Source organism: Pseudoalteromonas sp. MB47, from assembly GCF_011319765.1.
Lineage (GTDB): Bacteria > Pseudomonadota > Gammaproteobacteria > Enterobacterales > Alteromonadaceae > Pseudoalteromonas > Pseudoalteromonas simplex.
This window is the reverse complement of sequence record NZ_VFBD01000026.1, coordinates 288,381-303,364: the sequence shown is the minus strand read 5'-3', so window position 1 is coordinate 303,364 and position 14,984 is coordinate 288,381. Positions and strand designations below refer to the sequence as shown.

Below are 14,984 nucleotides of genomic sequence, written 5' to 3'. Positions count from 1 at the left end.
AAACTTAAACGAGAATCACAATCAATAGTAAACAACTGATTTACAAAGGAAAAAGTTTGCAATCTTGTTTTTATATACTACAATTACCGCAACTTGGAATTTGAGGACAGCATTATGAAAGGTAACCAAAAAGTCATCGATAGTTTTAACAAACTACTCGCAAACGAATTAGCTGCTATAGATCAATACTTTATTCATTCTCGTATGTATGACGATTGGGGCCTAAATAAGCTGTATGAGCGCCTTAACCACGAAATGGAAGAAGAAAAAGATCACGCTGATTGGTTGATCAAACGTATTCTGTTCTTAGAAGGCGTACCAAACATGACTAAGCGTCGTGACCTATTAATTGGCTCAGACGTAAAGAGCATGATGCAAAATGATTTAACACTTGAACTAGAAGTGGTTGACTGTGTTAAAGAAGCCATTGCTATCTGTGAACAAGAAAAAGACTATCAATCACGCGAAGTCCTTGAAAAGCTATTGTTTGATACAGAAGAAGATCATGTTTACTGGTTAGAACAACAGCTTGGTCTAATCGACAAAATTGGTAGCCAAAACTACCATCAATCTCAAATGGGCGAATAGAGGCTAATTGTATGAAAGGTGATAAAAGCGTCATTGCTGCACTTAATAAAGTATTAGCGAATGAATTAGTAGGTATTAACCAATACTTTTTACACGCTCGTATGTTTAAAGATTTTGGTTTTTCAAAATTAGACAAAGCTGATTACAAAGTATCTATTCAAAAAATGAAAAACGCCGACCGTTTAATTGAGCGTATTTTGTTTTTAGAAGGTTTACCAAATTTACAAGATTTAGGCCGCCTACGTATAGGTGAAAACTCTGAAGAAATGATCGAAGCGAATATGAGCTTTGAACTTGATTCATTACCTGATCTGAAAGCGGCAATTAAACTTGCTGAAGAGAAAAAAGATTACATCAGCCGTGAAGCGCTAGATAACATCTTAAATGAGCAAGAAGAACAGATTGATTGGCTTGAAACACAGCAGCAGTTAATCAAAACCGCAGGGCTTGAGAATTACCTGCAATCTCAAATGTAATTTGCTAAAACTTAAAAAAGCAGCCTAGGCTGCTTTTTTTATGGCTAAAATTTGTGATTAACCGTCCTCGCGATCAATGATTGACACTTTATTACTTAAAATTAAAGAATTAGGAATTAAATGCACCGCTCCCTCGCCTTTAATTGTGATATAGCGCAAATTAAGGTCAATCACTGTGCCCTTTGAATTACTCACTTCAATGTAATTACCAAGCTTAATGGGTTTATAAAGCACAATCATGACACCTGCTACTAGGTTTGAAATAGCATCTTTCAACGCAAAACCCAAAGCAAAGCCTGTTAGGCCTAAACCGGCAACTAACGCGGCTACGTCAAAACCCAGTTTCGATAACGCCAGCACAATACCAATGAATAATAAAATAGCGCGCTGCGAGTTAGAAATAAGCCGAAAAGTTTCAAGAGCGGTTGAATCAAAGCGACGTTGAAACTGTTTAATAGCGCGGTCAATAATAAGGCTTGCTATATAAAAAGCAGCAAGCACTAAAAATGCTTGAATAAATTGGCTAGTCATAGAATTATCAGTTAAAAAATAAAGCCATCATAAGCTTAAAATTGTATGAGGCAAACTATTATTGCTTTTCAAACACACAAGACACGTCAGGTTTGCTTCGTGTGTAAGTAATATCGGCATTATCTTTAAAACGCAGATCTTCTGTTGTTGAACCGTTGTCGCCTTCATTATCACAGCGAAAATAGCGCTTAGTTCTAACAATGCCATTTACAAAGTATTTTAACTTCGAACTGACAACACAGTAGTTAGGGATCTTCTTCACCTGGGTTCCGTTATGTAAGTCACTAAAGTCGATTAACGTTCCTAACCTAAAGCCTTGCGTAGGTTCTTTTATCAATGCAAATGATGCGTTTTGGCAAACCGCATCGCTACCCTCTTTTACTTTATAATTGCCTTGTTTATCTTTTATCAAAGCCAAAAACTGCGTTTTATTGCTTGGCTTTACATCAAGCAAAGCACTTGCATAAGACGATGTTGAAAACAAAAAAAACACTAAACAAAAGTAATATCTCATTGAAAATCCATAAACTTATAGACACTTAACTAGCATAGCATGCTGATAATGGTTGGTGAATTAATTACCTACTACTTAATACGACTAAAACATGAAATTAGTTCTGTGATTTAACTTCTCATAGGAAACGAAGCTGTTTATATGCTATAAATTTTAAAGTGACATCTTTGGAGGGAATCTTATGAAATTAATCAAACTAATTACCTTAACGACATTTCTTGCTTTAACAAGCATGCAAAGCCTGGCGAGTGATGACGAATGGAAATCGATTGCCGAGAAAAAGGTAAGCTACAAAAGCGAAACCGATACTGTTAACCCAATCACTAGCAGTCGTTACAGCCATATTAAAATTAAATGTACTCATGGCACAGTGAATCTTAAGAAAATTAAAGTTATTATGAATACCGGTGAAGAAAAGGTGTTTGATAACCTTGGTGTTTTAACCAAAGGAATGTCATCACGTAGCTTAAGTTTACCTGACAAAAACGACGCCAAACTCGATAAAATCAAACTTGAATATGAATCAGTAGGCAGCACAGCCCTGAGTATGGCAGGTGTAACCGAAAAAGCCGAAGTCGAAATTCTCGCGAAAAAAGCTAAGAAAGATGATTAAAGTTGCGAGTCAATGATCTTTGAGACCATGCACCTTAAGTAGCAGCAGCTTTATACTGCTACTTTTTAAATACAAACGCGCGAAACAAGTTTCACGCCTAAGTTATAAAACATTAGGCACTAGGATTTAGGCTCTAGGACGCGATATAAATTCGCTGCTACTTGTTCGGCGTTAAAACGCCTCCTACAAACTTGTAACTCGCTAACTTTACTCTCGTATCTCGCTAACTTTGCACTGATTTGTCTAATTTAGTTACATGAGCTTTGAGCTCTGCAAGCTGAAGTTTTTCGCCTTGTTGAGCATTCATCGCTTTGGCAAAATAGTTGTTGGCTTGATGCTGATCACCTTCATGCTCATAAATGAGTCCAATGCGAAGATAAGTAAAAGCAAGATTATTAGGGCCTAACTCTGTTTGCAGCGTTTTAGCGCTATCAAGCTCAAGAATTCTTGCAAGTGCATTTAACGCATAGAGCGCACTATCGCTCGAACCTTTAATGTACTGAGAATGAGCAAGTTCTAGCTCTTTTTTAAGAAACTCGGCTGTAATTTCATTTGCGTTTGTAGGTACAGCTAACGAGACTAAAGCAGCCAAGGTTAAAACTTTAAACATATTAAACCTCCTTTTAAAATGTGTTTTACAGATTAATCAAACTTGATTAATTGGTCAAACTTTACTCTCTTACCTCGCTAAATTATCTTTTAACGCGCTAAAGCACGACTTACATAAGATCGCGCGAAACACGTTTCACGCCTACGAGTGCCCATGTAGGTCGTCATTTATGGCGACAAAAACCGTGGAAATTTTCACGTATAAACGGCTTCAGCCGTGAACCTTTAATGTTCGGCGTAAAAACGCCTCCCAAACGATGCGCTATTTAATATTTTTTGGCAATAAAAAAGGCCATGTTGCGCTTACAACATGGCCTTTTTGCATTGACACAACTTAGAAGTCTAAGTTTGATAAAACATCATCATCAACGTTATTAGACAAGGTCACTTTAAGTTTAGGGGTACGAGCCATTTCACGTTTAATCGCAAAATTAGCTTCTTCGTTACGCGCCCAACTACGACGAGCAATACCGTTGTTTACATCAAATAAGAGCATAGATTTCAAACGACGCTCGGCAGCTTCACTACCATCGAGTAGCATACCAAAACCGCCGTTGATCACTTCGCCCCAGCCAACACCGCCACCGTTGTGGATAGATACCCAAGTAGCACCGCGGAAACCATCACCAATTACATTGTGAATCGCCATATCTGCTGTGAAGCGGCTACCATCATAAATGTTTGATGTTTCACGGAAAGGTGAATCAGTACCACTTACATCATGGTGGTCACGCCCAAGAACAACCGGACCAATTTCGCCACGATTAATGGCATCATTAAACGCTTTAGCGATTTCAGCGCGGCCTTGTGCGTCTGCATATAAAATACGAGCTTGCGAACCAACAACAAGTTTGTTCTGCTTCGCATCTTTGATCCACGTGATGTTGTCTTGCATTTGCTGTTGGATCTCTTCTGGCGAGTCCGCCATGATTTTATTTAAAACGTCTGCTGCAATCGCATCTGTTTTATCAAGATCTTCAGGTTTACCTGACGTACATACCCATCGGAACGGGCCAAAGCCGTAGTCAAAACACATTGGGCCAAGAATATCTTGTACGTACGATGGGTATTTGAAATCAATCCCATTTTCAGCCATTACATCGCCACCAGCGCGTGATGCTTCTAGCAAGAACGCATTACCGTAATCAAAGAAGTAAGTTCCTTTTGCCGTGTGCTTGTTAACAGCATCGGCATGGCGCTTAAGCGTCGCTTGTACTTTTTCTTTAAATACTTCTGGCTCTTCACGAATTAAACGATTTGACTCTTCATAGCTGATATCAATCGGGTAGTAACCGCCTGACCAAGGGTTATGAAGTGAAGTTTGGTCTGAACCTAAGTGAATGAAAATATCTTCAGCTAAGAAGCTTTCCCATACATCAACCACGTTACCGATAAAGGCAATTGAAACCACTTCTTCATTTTGCTGAGCCGTACGTACACGCTCAACAAGCTCTGGCATGTTATCAATTAGGTCATCAACCCAGCCTTGTTGATGACGCTTAATAGCCGCCTTAGGGTTAACCTCGGCACACACGGTAATACAGTTAGCAATGTTACCCGCTTTAGGCTGCGCACCACTCATACCGCCTAAACCTGCAGTTAAGAAGATCTTACCTTTTGGTGATTCGCCTTTTTCGAGCACTTTACGGAACGCATTCATTACCGTAATGGTTGTACCGTGAACAATACCTTGTGGGCCAATGTACATAAATGAACCCGCAGTCATTTGACCGTATTGAGTTACACCCAGTGCATTGAATTTTTCCCAGTCATCCGGCTTCGAATAGTTCGGGATCATCATACCGTTCGTTACAACCACGCGCGGTGCTTCAACTGATGATGGAAATAACCCCATAGGGTGACCCGAGTACATGTGTAGCGTTTGGTCTTCTTCCATTTCGCTTAAGTACTTCATGGTTAATAAGTACTGCGCCCAGTTTTGGAATACCGCACCGTTACCACCGTAAGTGATTAGCTCTTCAGGATGCTGTGCTACTGCAGGATCAAGGTTATTGTCGATCATTAACATGATCGCGGCAGCTTGTTCGCATTTAGCCGGGTAATCGCTAATTGAGCGCGCTTTAAGCTCATAGTTAGGCTTAAAGCGATACATGTAAATACGGCCAAATTGCTTAAGCTCAGCGGCAAATTCAGCGGCTAATTCTTTGTGCCATTCTTTAGGGAAATAACGCAATGCGTTACGAATCGCTAATTGCTTTTCGTCAGCCGATAAAATGTCTTTACGTTTTGGAGCACGGTTTGCATCACTTGGATACGGTTTTGGCTCTGGTAATACGCTTGGGATACCTTGCTTAATTTGTTCTTGAAAAGTCATTATTTGCTCCCTTAGTTAACTTTAAACGCTTGCGATTTAACAAGTTCTACCATGGCATCAATGTCTGGCTTAAGTAAGCGATCTTCTTCTAGTTTGGCAACTTTGCTGCGAATTAGCGCAAAGTTTTCTTCAATGATGTCTGAACACTTGTTAGGACGTCTAAATTCGATTGCTTGCGCTGCATACATCAGCTCAATAGCAAAGATTTTATCAAGGTTACCTAAAATCTGGTTTAACTTACGACCAGAGATACTACCCATAGATACGTGATCTTCTTGCCCCATTGATGTTGGTACGCTGTCTGCTGATGGTGGGAAACACAATGATTTATTTTCTGTTACCAATGCCGCAGTCACATATTGCGGGATCATCATGCCAGAGTTTAAGCCACCCGATGTCGTTAACAAACGTGGTAAGCCGTGTAAGCCCTCAAGCAGTAAGTAACAACGACGATCAGCAATGTTACCAAGCTCTGCCGCTGCAATTGATGCGTAATCTAATACCATAGCAAGTGGTTGACCGTGGAAACCACCACCCGAAATGGCTTCTTCTTCGCTGATCACAATTGGGTTATCTGTTACAGAGTTCATTTCTGTTTCAGCAAGCTCTTTTAAATGGTAGTACGCGTTACGCGATGCACCATGAACTTGTGGAATACAACGTAATGAGTAAGGGTCTTGAACACGGTCACAATCAGTGTGTGAAGCCATGTTTTCAGAGCCTGCAAAAAAGCTACGCATACGTGCTGCAACTTCAACATTACCTTTAAAAGCACGAATTGCGTGTAACTCTTCACGGAACGGTGATTCGCTACCTTGCATACCTTCAATGCTCATAGCACCTGCGATATCTGCAAGGTCTAATAAGTAACGCATTTTAGTAAGCGCAGTAATGGCATGCGATAAAATAAACTGAGTACCGTTAATTAATGCTAGGCCTTCTTTAGCATGTAAATCTAAAGGCGCTAAACCATGCTCTTTTAATACGTCTGCTGCTGGCTTGATTGTGTCGTTTACCCAAAACTCACCTTCACCTAAAAGAGGTAAGAATAAGTGTGATAACGGTGCTAAATCGCCTGATGCGCCTACTGAGCCTTGCTCTGGTACAACAGGGATAATATCAAGTTCAATAAACTTAAGCATACGCTCAACAACGGTTAAACGAATACCTGAAAAACCTTGGCTTAATGCATGTACTTTAGTGATTAGCATCAGCTTTGAAATAGGTTTAGCGATTGGCTCACCCACACCAACAGCGTGTGTGATCAATAAGTTCTTTTGTAAAAGGTTAGTTTCTTCTGGAGAAATTTGTGTATCACATAATGGGCCAAAGCCCGTATTGATACCATAAATGGCTTTATCTGAGGCAGCCATTTTGTCTACGTTTTGGCGGCTTTTATTAATTTTATCAATTGCTTCTTGGCAAAGCTCTGCCTGTAACGTACCGGCTGCAATAGCATTAACGCTGTCTAACGTTAATTGGTCAACACCATACTTAAATGTCATTTATAACTCCTAAAGAACAGGATTAAGTTTTATTTAGATGGAGTCTAGCTTGCTCTAGTTGTTTTACAAATGCATAATTATCGTTATTCATTCCAGATTTATCGAACTAAAAGAAGAGCTATGCAAGTTCATGACGTAGACCTGCGCTTATTGCGCGTTTTTGTAGCAATTGTTGAGTGTGGCGGGCTTTCAGCCGCAGAGTCACGTTTGAATATTGGCCGCTCCACCATTAGTGCGCATTTATCAGATTTAGAAGTAAGGCTTGGTATTAAATTATGTAAACGTGGCCGCAGTGGTTTTGAAATAACAGACGCTGGCGCCATCACTTATCAGGCATCGATTGAACTGCTTCAGCAATGCGAAGCCTTTGCTAATACCGTAGCAAGCTCTAAAAACGAGTTATCGGGGCGTTTAAGTATTGCCATGATAGATACCATGGTCAGCGACCCACGTTGTGCCATTCCCCGCGTAATCGCAAAGTTAAAGGGCAAAGGTAAAAACATTCAGTTCGATATTAATGTGTGCGAGGCACTAGAGGTAGAAACCGCAGTAGCCAATGGCCGTTCATTAGTAGGAATTGGTGTTAGCCGCCATCATATTCGCGGGTTAGATTACACCGCCCTACACAATGAAACTAACTTTTTGTATTGCGCAGTCGGTCACCCATTATTTGAGTGTGAAGATAAACAAACAGATGAGCTCATTAAAGAAGCCGAAGTGATTACCAGTAACTACATGCGTGATAAAGAAAGCCGAAACGACGGTTTAAACTATCAAAATAGTGCTGTTGCTTATCATGATGAAGGTATTGCACATTTAATTTTATCGGGTGAGTTTATTGGTTATTTACCCGATCACTATGCACAGTTCTGGGTCGATAAAGGTATTTTTAGAGCTATTCAACCGAGTAAATATCACTACGATATTCCTGTGGTATTGATCACCTCAAAAACAAATGCCAGCTCGCCTTTAGCAAATGCCATGATTGACGAAATTAAGCGTTGTTACTCGGTCTAGTGTTTTTGTTTAAAGCTTTTTGCTCTTTAATGAGCACAAGACTAAAGGCGATTATGGCAAAGTTTGTAGTCACAGGATTAAACGCTTCGATTAAAAGTGCGGGTTGTAAAACGGCAACAAACAGCGCTAGCCCAACTAAAGCGGCGATATTGAGAATATTGATAAAGATTGAACGATAAAAAATAAAGAACAGCACGGCAAATATAATTTCACCTATGCCAGCTGCTCGGGTGATGAGCGTTGAGATTTCAGCATTGAAGCCAAAACTGGCCGTCATTTTTAATTCAAGAGGAGCAATATGAATTAGTTTTGGCATCAGCCCATGATAAAGCCAACTAAAGCTGATAATAAATCTAGCTATTTGAATCGTTGTTAAATGCTTCATTAGACACGTTTGTTTTGTGTGCTCTGATATTCAGAGCACACAGTAAAGCTTATAAGCTAGTAGGTTTACCGAAACGGTTCTCAGCTTCATCACCTGCTAAAAAGCCATTTTCGATTAACGCCCAAATACCACCAATCAGTGGAACTAAGCCAATCAGTACCCACCAACCTGATTTGTTACGGTCGTGCCAGCGTTTAACTTGAACCGCAAGCGAAACCCACATAAGCGGGATATAAAAGATGAGTGTGATTACAGAGATTGCTGTTTCATTACCACCTGTTAATAATGCAACTACGAACATAAAAACAAATGAAGCTACAATAATACCTAAGAAAGAATACCAATAAGTCTTACGAGGAATACGTCCTTTAAAAGAAAATAAGATTTCTTTCATGCTTAAGGTAGTTGTTTCTGTTGACGCTGTAGCAAGGTTTGCTTCTGGTGCTTGATATACGTTTTCTGACACTGTCATTTCCTTTGATATGTGTTAAGCAAACTAATTAAACTTAGCTTGCTGATTTATATTGTTAAATTAGCTGAATATAGCGTGAATAAGATACCACAAAATGATTAAATATAGGTACTAAAAATTTCTGAAAGCTATAGAAAAGTAAGTATTAGCGCATAAAAAAGCACCCTTAGGTGCTTTTAATTAGTTCGGTTGTTGCCAATATTTGGCGTATAAATTTGGATAGGTTTGCTTTAAAAACTTGGCCTTATCTTTAAAGCGTTTACCTTTTGGTTGCTCAAGGCCAGATGGTACAAAGGGTAATTCGTCATCATTACGCTCTTCGTAAAGCATACCGGCAATTAAATCGTACTCATCTAAATACGGGTAAGGCTGTTCGTTTAAATGATAAACAGGCGTACACTCAGCAATTGAGTCTGGGTTTTCAAGCGCTTTCAAAAAAGCCTGTTCACCACGTGAAATAAGCCAACATAAAAACTCAGAAAAACCATAATCGTCGTTACATCCGGCCATCACATATGCAGCGCCAAATAAATCCCAGGTATAAGCTTTGCGCATACGTAGGTTAAACTGCTTATCGAACTCCATCAGCTGTTGGTCAGATAAATCAGTAAGCTTTGCTTTTAATGCATTACAAACAGACTCAGGCTCGGCAGTTTTATCTTCGGCGGTTACGAGTTGCCAAAATTCACTTTCGCTTAAAACACTCATGATAAAATCTCTTTCACGCGCCCTACTTGACCATCATCAAGCTGTACTTTAATACCATGCGGGTGATTTGGTGATTTAGTTAAAATACGGGATACCACACCTTGAGTTAACTGGCCTGTTCGTTGATCTTGTTTTAATACAATGTTGACTTCGCAGCCAATTGAAATTTGTGAACGCGTAGGCACTGCCATTGCTATATCTCTTTCAATAATTTTTGCCGATTATAGCCATTTGCAGCTGGCTTACCAAATTAAACCTGTTCGATTGGGCTGTTTTTAAGCAGCGCCTTTGGCAATATCTCATTTAAACGTTCAGTGATGGCTTCAGCTTTACCTTTTATTTGAAAGTCATAACCTTGGCCGTTGCCATCTAAAATTACGGCTAAATAGTTATCAGCAACTTTCAGTTGCGTAATACGGCTTAATTCAACAGTCTTTACTTGCTCGCCATAATAAACCTGATTAACCGTTAAACTCGTGTCTGTTGCCGTGAGTGTTTTACTAAGGGCTGTTTTGGCTGCAAATTTTTCTGTTGAGCGATAGGCTTGCACCATAAAAGCAATTGCAAATATAAAACCGGTAAAACTTGAAATAGGTAATGAGTCTGATTGCAAGCTGTACACACCTACACAAATAAATAACACAGCAAGAGCCAGGTTTAATCTAACCATCTGTTTAGGGTCTAAATTTAAGTACATTATTATTCCTTTAAAAATGAAATTGCTTTTACATTGATAGCTAAATCTTTTGCACTCAATTCTTTGATAATTAGACTGCTAATTAACTGGGTTTGCTCAGCGGTTATCGGCAGCTCTTTACAATAACAACTGACTTTTAGTGATTGCGGTAGCTTTTTTAGATCAGCAGTATGCGTTAACCATGAAAATTCGTGTACTTGTTCTTTTGCTAGTTCGCACGCTTGCGTTAAAGCAACTCGAATAACCTTATCTAGACGCTTTTCTGTTTTAGTCATGTTCTGCTTGTTGTTTTTTAAATTCTTCGTAACTGTCTTGCTGGCGTTTAACACACTCATGGTATTCTTTATCTGCCAAATAATTGCATTCACTTAAACGTGCTGATTGAATTTCATGATAACGGGCATCAGAGCTACACGCTGATAAAACCACAGCAAGCGTTGCAATCACGGCTAATTTTAAAGCGTTAAAAAACATTAAATTTCCTTCATGTAGTTATACATTGGTGCTGCAATTTCCTGTATATTGCGTGGGTTTAAATATTACAACCAAAGGGTTCTATATGATGTTGTCGCAGTTACAACAGCTGTTTCAGCGTATCGATAAAAGTAAAATTTTTCAATCATTTGTTATTGCTGTCATTGTTATTTCAGCACTAACTGTGGGGGCACACACCTATTCGTTACATCCAACAGTTGAGCTTGCCTTACATTGGATGGACTTAGGTATCACGGTATTCTTTTTAGTTGAACTGGTGATCCGCTTTATCGCAAGCCGAGGCTTTAAAGACTTTTTCAGCAAAGGTTGGAACATTTTCGATTTTATAATCGTGGTGGGTAGCCTTTACCCTGCAGCAGGCTCAACAATTTTTATCGCTCGATTACTGCGTATTTTCCGCGTATTGCGACTAGTGTCGATGATCCCAGAACTTAGACTGCTGGTTAACTCGCTTCTAAAAGCTATTCCGCAAATGGGCTATATCGCCCTGCTCATGTTCGTGATCTTCTATATTTATGCCGCCATGGGTAGCATGCTGTTTGCTGACATCAACCCAGTACTGTGGGGCGATGTGTCTATTTCGATGCTCACCCTATTCAGGATTGCAACGTTTGAGGATTGGACCGATGTTATGTATGAAACGATGGCTGTGTATGAGCTCAGCTGGATTTTTTATCTAACCTTCATCTTTTTAACAGCCTTTGTATTTTTAAACATGATGGTTGGTGCTATTTTAGAAGTTATGTCTGAAGAGCATCGTAACGCCCGTGAAGAGCAAACATCTGATGCCGACATGCCTGCAACTAAAGGGCAAATTGCTCAGCTGCAAGCTGAAATGGCCGAACTAAAACAACTACTGAAAGAAAAGCAGTAAGGTTTTTAAATAATTGTTTTTAGCTATTAGGCGCTAGACCTTAGCGCCTTTTTTTACCCTCTTTTTCTACTTTCCATGGCGGGTTTAAGCGGTTTTCTCCGGCCCAATACAATTTAATTTTATTCCCTGATGGGTCTTTTAGAATTGCTTCCGTCCATAAATAACGCTGTGCAGTAGGCGGCTGCTCAAAGCGAATGCCTTTTTCAACAAGGCTTGCATAGAGCTCATCGAGCTGCTCATGTTCAAAATAAATTACCGCACTATTATTATAATTACCGGTTTCTAATGACAGCGAAAATGTGGCATCACCATCAGGGCATTGAAAGCGTGCGTAATGCGGAGTATCCACTATCTGAATCATTCCTAGTGTTAAGTAAAAAGCCACCGCTTCATTCATATCCTTTACAGGTAACGTCACCTGATTGAGATTCATTTGCTACTCCCATGTAATGATTTATTCGCTGCTTCAGCATATCGCGTTCATTGAATTAAGCAAAAGATAAGTGACGAAAGTAAATTTAGTAAGAGTTTGTAGGAGGCGTTTCAACGCCGAACATCTAAATTCACGGCTGAAGCCGTTCCTACACGATTTCCATGTGCAATATTGGGAATGGTTTGCCCATATCATCTAAGGGCGAGCGTGAGGCAATTTTAAAGCCCCTATGTTGATAAAATCCAACCGCAAGTGGGTTTTGCTCATTAACATCCACTTTGTTGGCAGCTAATTGCTCAACTGCATAGTTGAGTAGTGCTTTACCTATGCCCTTACCTCTTGCGGCATCTAAAATGAACAACATTTCTATTTTGCATTCATGTACGCCTATAAAGCCTAAAATTGCCTGATGCTCATCCTTAATGCACTTTAAAGTCACATTCGGAAACGCTTGCTCGATAATAATTGGCTTAAAAAAAGCGATGTCGTCTTCTGTTATAAAATCATGGGTTGCTCGAACTGAGTTTTCCCATACAGCAAGTAGCTCTGGGTAATCTTCAGCGTTCACACTATCTATTTTCATTATTTGCCATTTTATAGGAGTTTTGTGCCTTGTGTTCTCTAATCAAATAACAAAATGATTCGTTACACGCTTTAGTTATTTATTCCATTAAAGCATGCAAAGCATATGAAACAAATAGTATTTTACACTTTAAACTTACCCACTAAATCATTTAGAGTTTTCGATAACAGGTTTAGTTTGTCACCATTGCCTCTGGCACTATGGGCAATTTCGCTTACATCATCAGCCGCATTTTTTATTTCAACAACATTGCGGTTAATGTCTTCTGCTACATGCTGTTGCTCTTCGGCTGCAGTGGCAATCTGTGTATTTAAATCGCTGATATTGACGATAGACGCTGTTATTTCGCTAAATTGCTGTTGTGCTGAATGGGCTAACTCCACTGTTTTGTTTGTGCGATCTAAGCTGGTTGTCATCTCTTTTGACACTTGATCAGACATCCTGCGCAACATATCTAACTGACTTGCTATTTCTTCTGTCGATTCTGAGGTTCTTTGTGATAACGCACGCACCTCATCTGCGACAACTGCAAAACCTCGACCATGCTCACCCGCCCTCGCCGCTTCAATTGCTGCGTTTAAAGCTAACAAATTGGTTTGCTCTGCGATGCCTCTTATCACGCTTAAAATCGACATGATATTTTCACTTTCAGCATCGAGTTGGTTTATATCTTTAGTTGCTTTGGTGATCACCTTAGATAGAGATACAACGCTATCAACCGTTTTAGATATAACACTTTGTCCAAGCTCAGAGGCCTGTTGTGTTTGCGATGCAAGTTCGGCTGCATTGGCACAACTGGCAGAGACTTCATTGGCTGTCGCTGCCATTTCATTAATCGCTGTGGCCGCCATTTCGAGGGCTTGTTGTTGCTGAGATGTTGAGCCAGATAATTGCGCTGCTTGTGATGACGTTTGCGCCGAGGTATCACTCACATTTTGCGCACACTCATTAATTTGCGTGACTAAATCAGAAATCAAATTCAAAAATAAATTAAAGCTGTTAGCCAGTTTGGCCGTTTCATCGCGTGTTTTAATCACTAAACGTTTAGTTAAGTCACCACCACCTTGCGATATTTCAGTTAGACCATCACTCACTTCAACAATAGGTGCAGAAATTAATTTAGAAATATAGCTAGCTACAAGAATGAATACAGCAATCAAGATTGCACTGATGACTAAAATAGTAATCGTCATTGCATTTGCGCCACTCATTACTTCAGATTTTTCTACTAAGCCTATAAATTTCCAGCCTAGTTTTTGCGAGGTGTAAATATTCGCTAAGTAATCTTTGCCATTAATGTCAATTTCAAATTGACCCTGATTATTTTCAGCGAGCTGTTTGTATTTTCCGTTATTGACTTGTGCTAGCTGCTTAAACCTGTAATCAGCATTTTTAACGTCAACGAGTACATTGCCACTATCTTCAATCAACATTAAATAGCCAGTTTCACCAAGTTTAATGTTCGCAATAATATCGGTAAGGCCCTGCAAGGATACATCCATGCCCTGTACACCAATAAGCTCCCCCGCTTCCTTAATCGCTTTAACAGTAGAAACAATTACCATGTCATCTGCTGCCCAATAATAGGCATTGGTTCTTACCGTTTTACCATTTGCTGCTTTGCCAGTTTCGTACCAAGGCCTTACTCTTGGGTCATAATTCGCTGTAACTTCACCCTCTGGCCATTGAATATAACCACCTTGCTCATTCCCCATGTAGATATAAGCAAGTCCCGGGTGGGTGGCACCAAAGTGATCAAATAAACGAAAGGCGTTTTTTTCGATGTCACTACCACTTAGATGATCAAGCTTTTCTGCACTAGGTGATTGCATATGGGTTTTAACACCTTGCTTGGCGTCTAAGATAGCGGAATGGGATGCAAGATAATTGACGTTTTTCTCTATTTCAGCAAAAAACATACTGATACCGTTATCAACTTGTTTCGCTTCTCTTTGACTAAGCTCAGCGAAACTATCGAGGGCTTGTTGTCTTGTTTGTGTAATTACAAGCACAGCAATAATGATCAACGGCAGCGCAATTGCTGACGCAAAGGCGAGTTTTAATTTTTTTGAAATGTTCATAGCCAACTTCCAACTAAGCACTTAAGAAAATATAGTGAGGCCTTGGAAGTTCAGCAAATAATTAAGTG

20 protein-coding genes are annotated in these 14,984 nt (G+C 39.7%); 5 read left to right on the top strand and 15 right to left on the bottom strand.

The window, feature by feature from the left end; translation table 11 throughout:
* Positions 1–114 precede the first annotated feature (114 nt).
* Together bfr (IMPJCBKJ_RS15265) and bfr (IMPJCBKJ_RS15260) are read left to right on the top strand one after the other, a co-directional pair.
* On the top strand, positions 115–588 hold the full coding sequence (gene bfr / locus IMPJCBKJ_RS15265; protein ID WP_054552096.1) for a bacterioferritin: 474 nt from the start codon (positions 115–117) through the stop codon (positions 586–588).
* An 11-nt stretch (positions 589–599) separates the two neighbouring features.
* The gene (gene bfr / locus IMPJCBKJ_RS15260; protein WP_054552095.1) at positions 600–1,064 is read left to right on the top strand and encodes a bacterioferritin; all 465 of its coding nucleotides are present in this window, start codon (positions 600–602) and stop codon (positions 1,062–1,064) included.
* Positions 1,065–1,121: 57 nt separating this feature from the next.
* On the opposite strand, the gene IMPJCBKJ_RS15255 is transcribed toward bfr (IMPJCBKJ_RS15260), so the two are convergent.
* Together IMPJCBKJ_RS15255 and IMPJCBKJ_RS15250 are read right to left on the bottom strand one after the other, a co-directional pair.
* Positions 1,122–1,595, bottom strand: a complete 474-nt coding sequence (locus IMPJCBKJ_RS15255) for a mechanosensitive ion channel domain-containing protein (protein ID WP_166340892.1) — start codon at positions 1,593–1,595, stop codon at positions 1,122–1,124.
* 58 nt (positions 1,596–1,653) lie between these two features.
* On the bottom strand, positions 1,654–2,109 hold the full coding sequence (locus IMPJCBKJ_RS15250) for a hypothetical protein (RefSeq protein ID WP_166340891.1): 456 nt from the start codon (positions 2,107–2,109) through the stop codon (positions 1,654–1,656).
* A gap of 181 nt (positions 2,110–2,290) precedes the next feature.
* Here IMPJCBKJ_RS15250 and IMPJCBKJ_RS15245 point away from each other — a divergent pair, with 181 nt between their 5' ends.
* Positions 2,291–2,722, top strand: a complete 432-nt coding sequence (locus tag IMPJCBKJ_RS15245; RefSeq protein ID WP_138599963.1) for a hypothetical protein — start codon at positions 2,291–2,293, stop codon at positions 2,720–2,722.
* A 223-nt stretch (positions 2,723–2,945) separates the two neighbouring features.
* Here IMPJCBKJ_RS15245 and IMPJCBKJ_RS15240 read toward each other — a convergent pair whose 3' ends face one another.
* The 3 genes from IMPJCBKJ_RS15240 to hutH form a co-directional block, all read right to left on the bottom strand.
* The gene (locus IMPJCBKJ_RS15240; protein WP_166340890.1) at positions 2,946–3,332 is read right to left on the bottom strand and encodes a hypothetical protein; all 387 of its coding nucleotides are present in this window, start codon (positions 3,330–3,332) and stop codon (positions 2,946–2,948) included.
* Positions 3,333–3,665: 333 nt separating this feature from the next.
* A complete protein-coding gene (locus tag IMPJCBKJ_RS15235) occupies positions 3,666–5,666 on the bottom strand; it encodes a urocanate hydratase (protein WP_166340889.1) in 2,001 nt (666 codons plus the stop codon).
* An 11-nt stretch (positions 5,667–5,677) separates the two neighbouring features.
* A complete protein-coding gene (hutH, locus tag IMPJCBKJ_RS15230) occupies positions 5,678–7,171 on the bottom strand; it encodes a histidine ammonia-lyase (protein WP_166340888.1) in 1,494 nt (497 codons plus the stop codon).
* Between the two features lie 120 nt (positions 7,172–7,291).
* On the opposite strand from hutH, the gene IMPJCBKJ_RS15225 reads away from it, so the two are divergent.
* Positions 7,292–8,188, top strand: a complete 897-nt coding sequence (locus IMPJCBKJ_RS15225) for a LysR family transcriptional regulator (RefSeq protein WP_166340887.1) — start codon at positions 7,292–7,294, stop codon at positions 8,186–8,188.
* Here IMPJCBKJ_RS15225 and IMPJCBKJ_RS15220 read toward each other — a convergent pair.
* From IMPJCBKJ_RS15220 to IMPJCBKJ_RS15190, 7 genes are all read right to left on the bottom strand, one after another.
* A complete protein-coding gene (locus IMPJCBKJ_RS15220) occupies positions 8,166–8,573 on the bottom strand; it encodes a DoxX-like family protein (RefSeq protein WP_166340886.1) in 408 nt (135 codons plus the stop codon). The two genes, IMPJCBKJ_RS15225 and IMPJCBKJ_RS15220, sit on opposite strands and share 23 nt — an antisense overlap.
* Before the next feature lie 49 nt (positions 8,574–8,622).
* A complete protein-coding gene (locus IMPJCBKJ_RS15215) occupies positions 8,623–9,039 on the bottom strand; it encodes a DUF805 domain-containing protein (protein WP_138599969.1) in 417 nt (138 codons plus the stop codon).
* A gap of 186 nt (positions 9,040–9,225) precedes the next feature.
* Entirely contained in the window at positions 9,226–9,753 is a 528-nt protein-coding gene (locus IMPJCBKJ_RS15210; protein ID WP_054552086.1) for a DUF4240 domain-containing protein, read from the bottom strand.
* Positions 9,750–9,944: a YwbE family protein gene (locus IMPJCBKJ_RS15205; protein WP_036971837.1), complete on the bottom strand. Its 195-nt coding sequence runs from the start codon at positions 9,942–9,944 to the stop codon at positions 9,750–9,752. The genes IMPJCBKJ_RS15210 and IMPJCBKJ_RS15205 overlap by 4 nt, the downstream gene beginning before the upstream one ends.
* 59 nt (positions 9,945–10,003) lie before the next feature.
* Entirely contained in the window at positions 10,004–10,450 is a 447-nt protein-coding gene (locus IMPJCBKJ_RS15200) for a hypothetical protein (protein ID WP_166340885.1), read from the bottom strand.
* Between the two features lie 2 nt (positions 10,451–10,452).
* Positions 10,453–10,725 (bottom strand): hypothetical protein, encoded by a 273-nt coding sequence (locus tag IMPJCBKJ_RS15195; RefSeq protein WP_138599972.1) that lies wholly within the window; start codon positions 10,723–10,725, stop codon positions 10,453–10,455.
* Positions 10,718–10,924 (bottom strand): hypothetical protein, encoded by a 207-nt coding sequence (locus tag IMPJCBKJ_RS15190; RefSeq protein ID WP_138599973.1) that lies wholly within the window; start codon positions 10,922–10,924, stop codon positions 10,718–10,720. Before IMPJCBKJ_RS15190 ends, IMPJCBKJ_RS15195 begins: the two co-directional genes overlap by 8 nt.
* Before the next feature lie 88 nt (positions 10,925–11,012).
* On the opposite strand from IMPJCBKJ_RS15190, the gene IMPJCBKJ_RS15185 reads away from it, so the two are divergent.
* Positions 11,013–11,819: an ion transporter gene (locus IMPJCBKJ_RS15185; protein ID WP_171041553.1), complete on the top strand. Its 807-nt coding sequence runs from the start codon at positions 11,013–11,015 to the stop codon at positions 11,817–11,819.
* A 40-nt stretch (positions 11,820–11,859) separates the two neighbouring features.
* Here the strand turns inward: IMPJCBKJ_RS15185 and IMPJCBKJ_RS15180 are convergent, their stop codons facing one another.
* From IMPJCBKJ_RS15180 to IMPJCBKJ_RS15170, 3 genes are all read right to left on the bottom strand, one after another.
* The gene (locus IMPJCBKJ_RS15180) at positions 11,860–12,252 is read right to left on the bottom strand and encodes a VOC family protein (RefSeq protein ID WP_138599974.1); all 393 of its coding nucleotides are present in this window, start codon (positions 12,250–12,252) and stop codon (positions 11,860–11,862) included.
* A 148-nt stretch (positions 12,253–12,400) separates the two neighbouring features.
* Positions 12,401–12,835: a GNAT family N-acetyltransferase gene (locus IMPJCBKJ_RS15175; RefSeq protein WP_166340884.1), complete on the bottom strand. Its 435-nt coding sequence runs from the start codon at positions 12,833–12,835 to the stop codon at positions 12,401–12,403.
* 122 nt (positions 12,836–12,957) lie between these two features.
* Positions 12,958–14,916 carry a methyl-accepting chemotaxis protein gene (locus IMPJCBKJ_RS15170; RefSeq protein ID WP_166340883.1) on the bottom strand — a complete coding sequence of 653 codons (1,959 nt, stop codon included), beginning with the start codon at positions 14,914–14,916 and terminating at the stop codon, positions 12,958–12,960.
* Positions 14,917–14,984 lie beyond the last annotated feature (68 nt).

Excerpts from the sequence above, each read along its gene's own strand:
- bfr (WP_054552096.1), top strand. The coding sequence starts at position 115 with ATGAAAGGTAACCAAAAAGTCATCGATAGTTTTAACAAACTACTCGCA.
- bfr (WP_054552095.1), top strand. The coding sequence starts at position 600 with ATGAAAGGTGATAAAAGCGTCATTGCTGCACTTAATAAAGTATTAGCG.
- IMPJCBKJ_RS15255 (WP_166340892.1), bottom strand. The coding sequence starts at position 1,595 with ATGACTAGCCAATTTATTCAAGCATTTTTAGTGCTTGCTGCTTTTTAT.
- IMPJCBKJ_RS15250 (WP_166340891.1), bottom strand. The coding sequence starts at position 2,109 with ATGAGATATTACTTTTGTTTAGTGTTTTTTTTGTTTTCAACATCGTCT.
- IMPJCBKJ_RS15245 (WP_138599963.1), top strand. The coding sequence starts at position 2,291 with ATGAAATTAATCAAACTAATTACCTTAACGACATTTCTTGCTTTAACA.
- IMPJCBKJ_RS15240 (WP_166340890.1), bottom strand. The coding sequence starts at position 3,332 with ATGTTTAAAGTTTTAACCTTGGCTGCTTTAGTCTCGTTAGCTGTACCT.
- IMPJCBKJ_RS15235 (WP_166340889.1), bottom strand. The coding sequence starts at position 5,666 with ATGACTTTTCAAGAACAAATTAAGCAAGGTATCCCAAGCGTATTACCA.
- hutH (WP_166340888.1), bottom strand. The coding sequence starts at position 7,171 with ATGACATTTAAGTATGGTGTTGACCAATTAACGTTAGACAGCGTTAAT.
- IMPJCBKJ_RS15225 (WP_166340887.1), top strand. The coding sequence starts at position 7,292 with ATGCAAGTTCATGACGTAGACCTGCGCTTATTGCGCGTTTTTGTAGCA.
- IMPJCBKJ_RS15220 (WP_166340886.1), bottom strand. The coding sequence starts at position 8,573 with ATGAAGCATTTAACAACGATTCAAATAGCTAGATTTATTATCAGCTTT.
- IMPJCBKJ_RS15210 (WP_054552086.1), bottom strand. The coding sequence starts at position 9,753 with ATGAGTGTTTTAAGCGAAAGTGAATTTTGGCAACTCGTAACCGCCGAA.
- IMPJCBKJ_RS15205 (WP_036971837.1), bottom strand. The coding sequence starts at position 9,944 with ATGGCAGTGCCTACGCGTTCACAAATTTCAATTGGCTGCGAAGTCAAC.
- IMPJCBKJ_RS15200 (WP_166340885.1), bottom strand. The coding sequence starts at position 10,450 with ATGTACTTAAATTTAGACCCTAAACAGATGGTTAGATTAAACCTGGCT.
- IMPJCBKJ_RS15195 (WP_138599972.1), bottom strand. The coding sequence starts at position 10,725 with ATGACTAAAACAGAAAAGCGTCTAGATAAGGTTATTCGAGTTGCTTTA.
- IMPJCBKJ_RS15190 (WP_138599973.1), bottom strand. The coding sequence starts at position 10,924 with ATGTTTTTTAACGCTTTAAAATTAGCCGTGATTGCAACGCTTGCTGTG.
- IMPJCBKJ_RS15185 (WP_171041553.1), top strand. The coding sequence starts at position 11,013 with ATGTTGTCGCAGTTACAACAGCTGTTTCAGCGTATCGATAAAAGTAAA.
- IMPJCBKJ_RS15180 (WP_138599974.1), bottom strand. The coding sequence starts at position 12,252 with ATGAATCTCAATCAGGTGACGTTACCTGTAAAGGATATGAATGAAGCG.
- IMPJCBKJ_RS15175 (WP_166340884.1), bottom strand. The coding sequence starts at position 12,835 with ATGAAAATAGATAGTGTGAACGCTGAAGATTACCCAGAGCTACTTGCT.
- IMPJCBKJ_RS15170 (WP_166340883.1), bottom strand. The coding sequence starts at position 14,916 with ATGAACATTTCAAAAAAATTAAAACTCGCCTTTGCGTCAGCAATTGCG.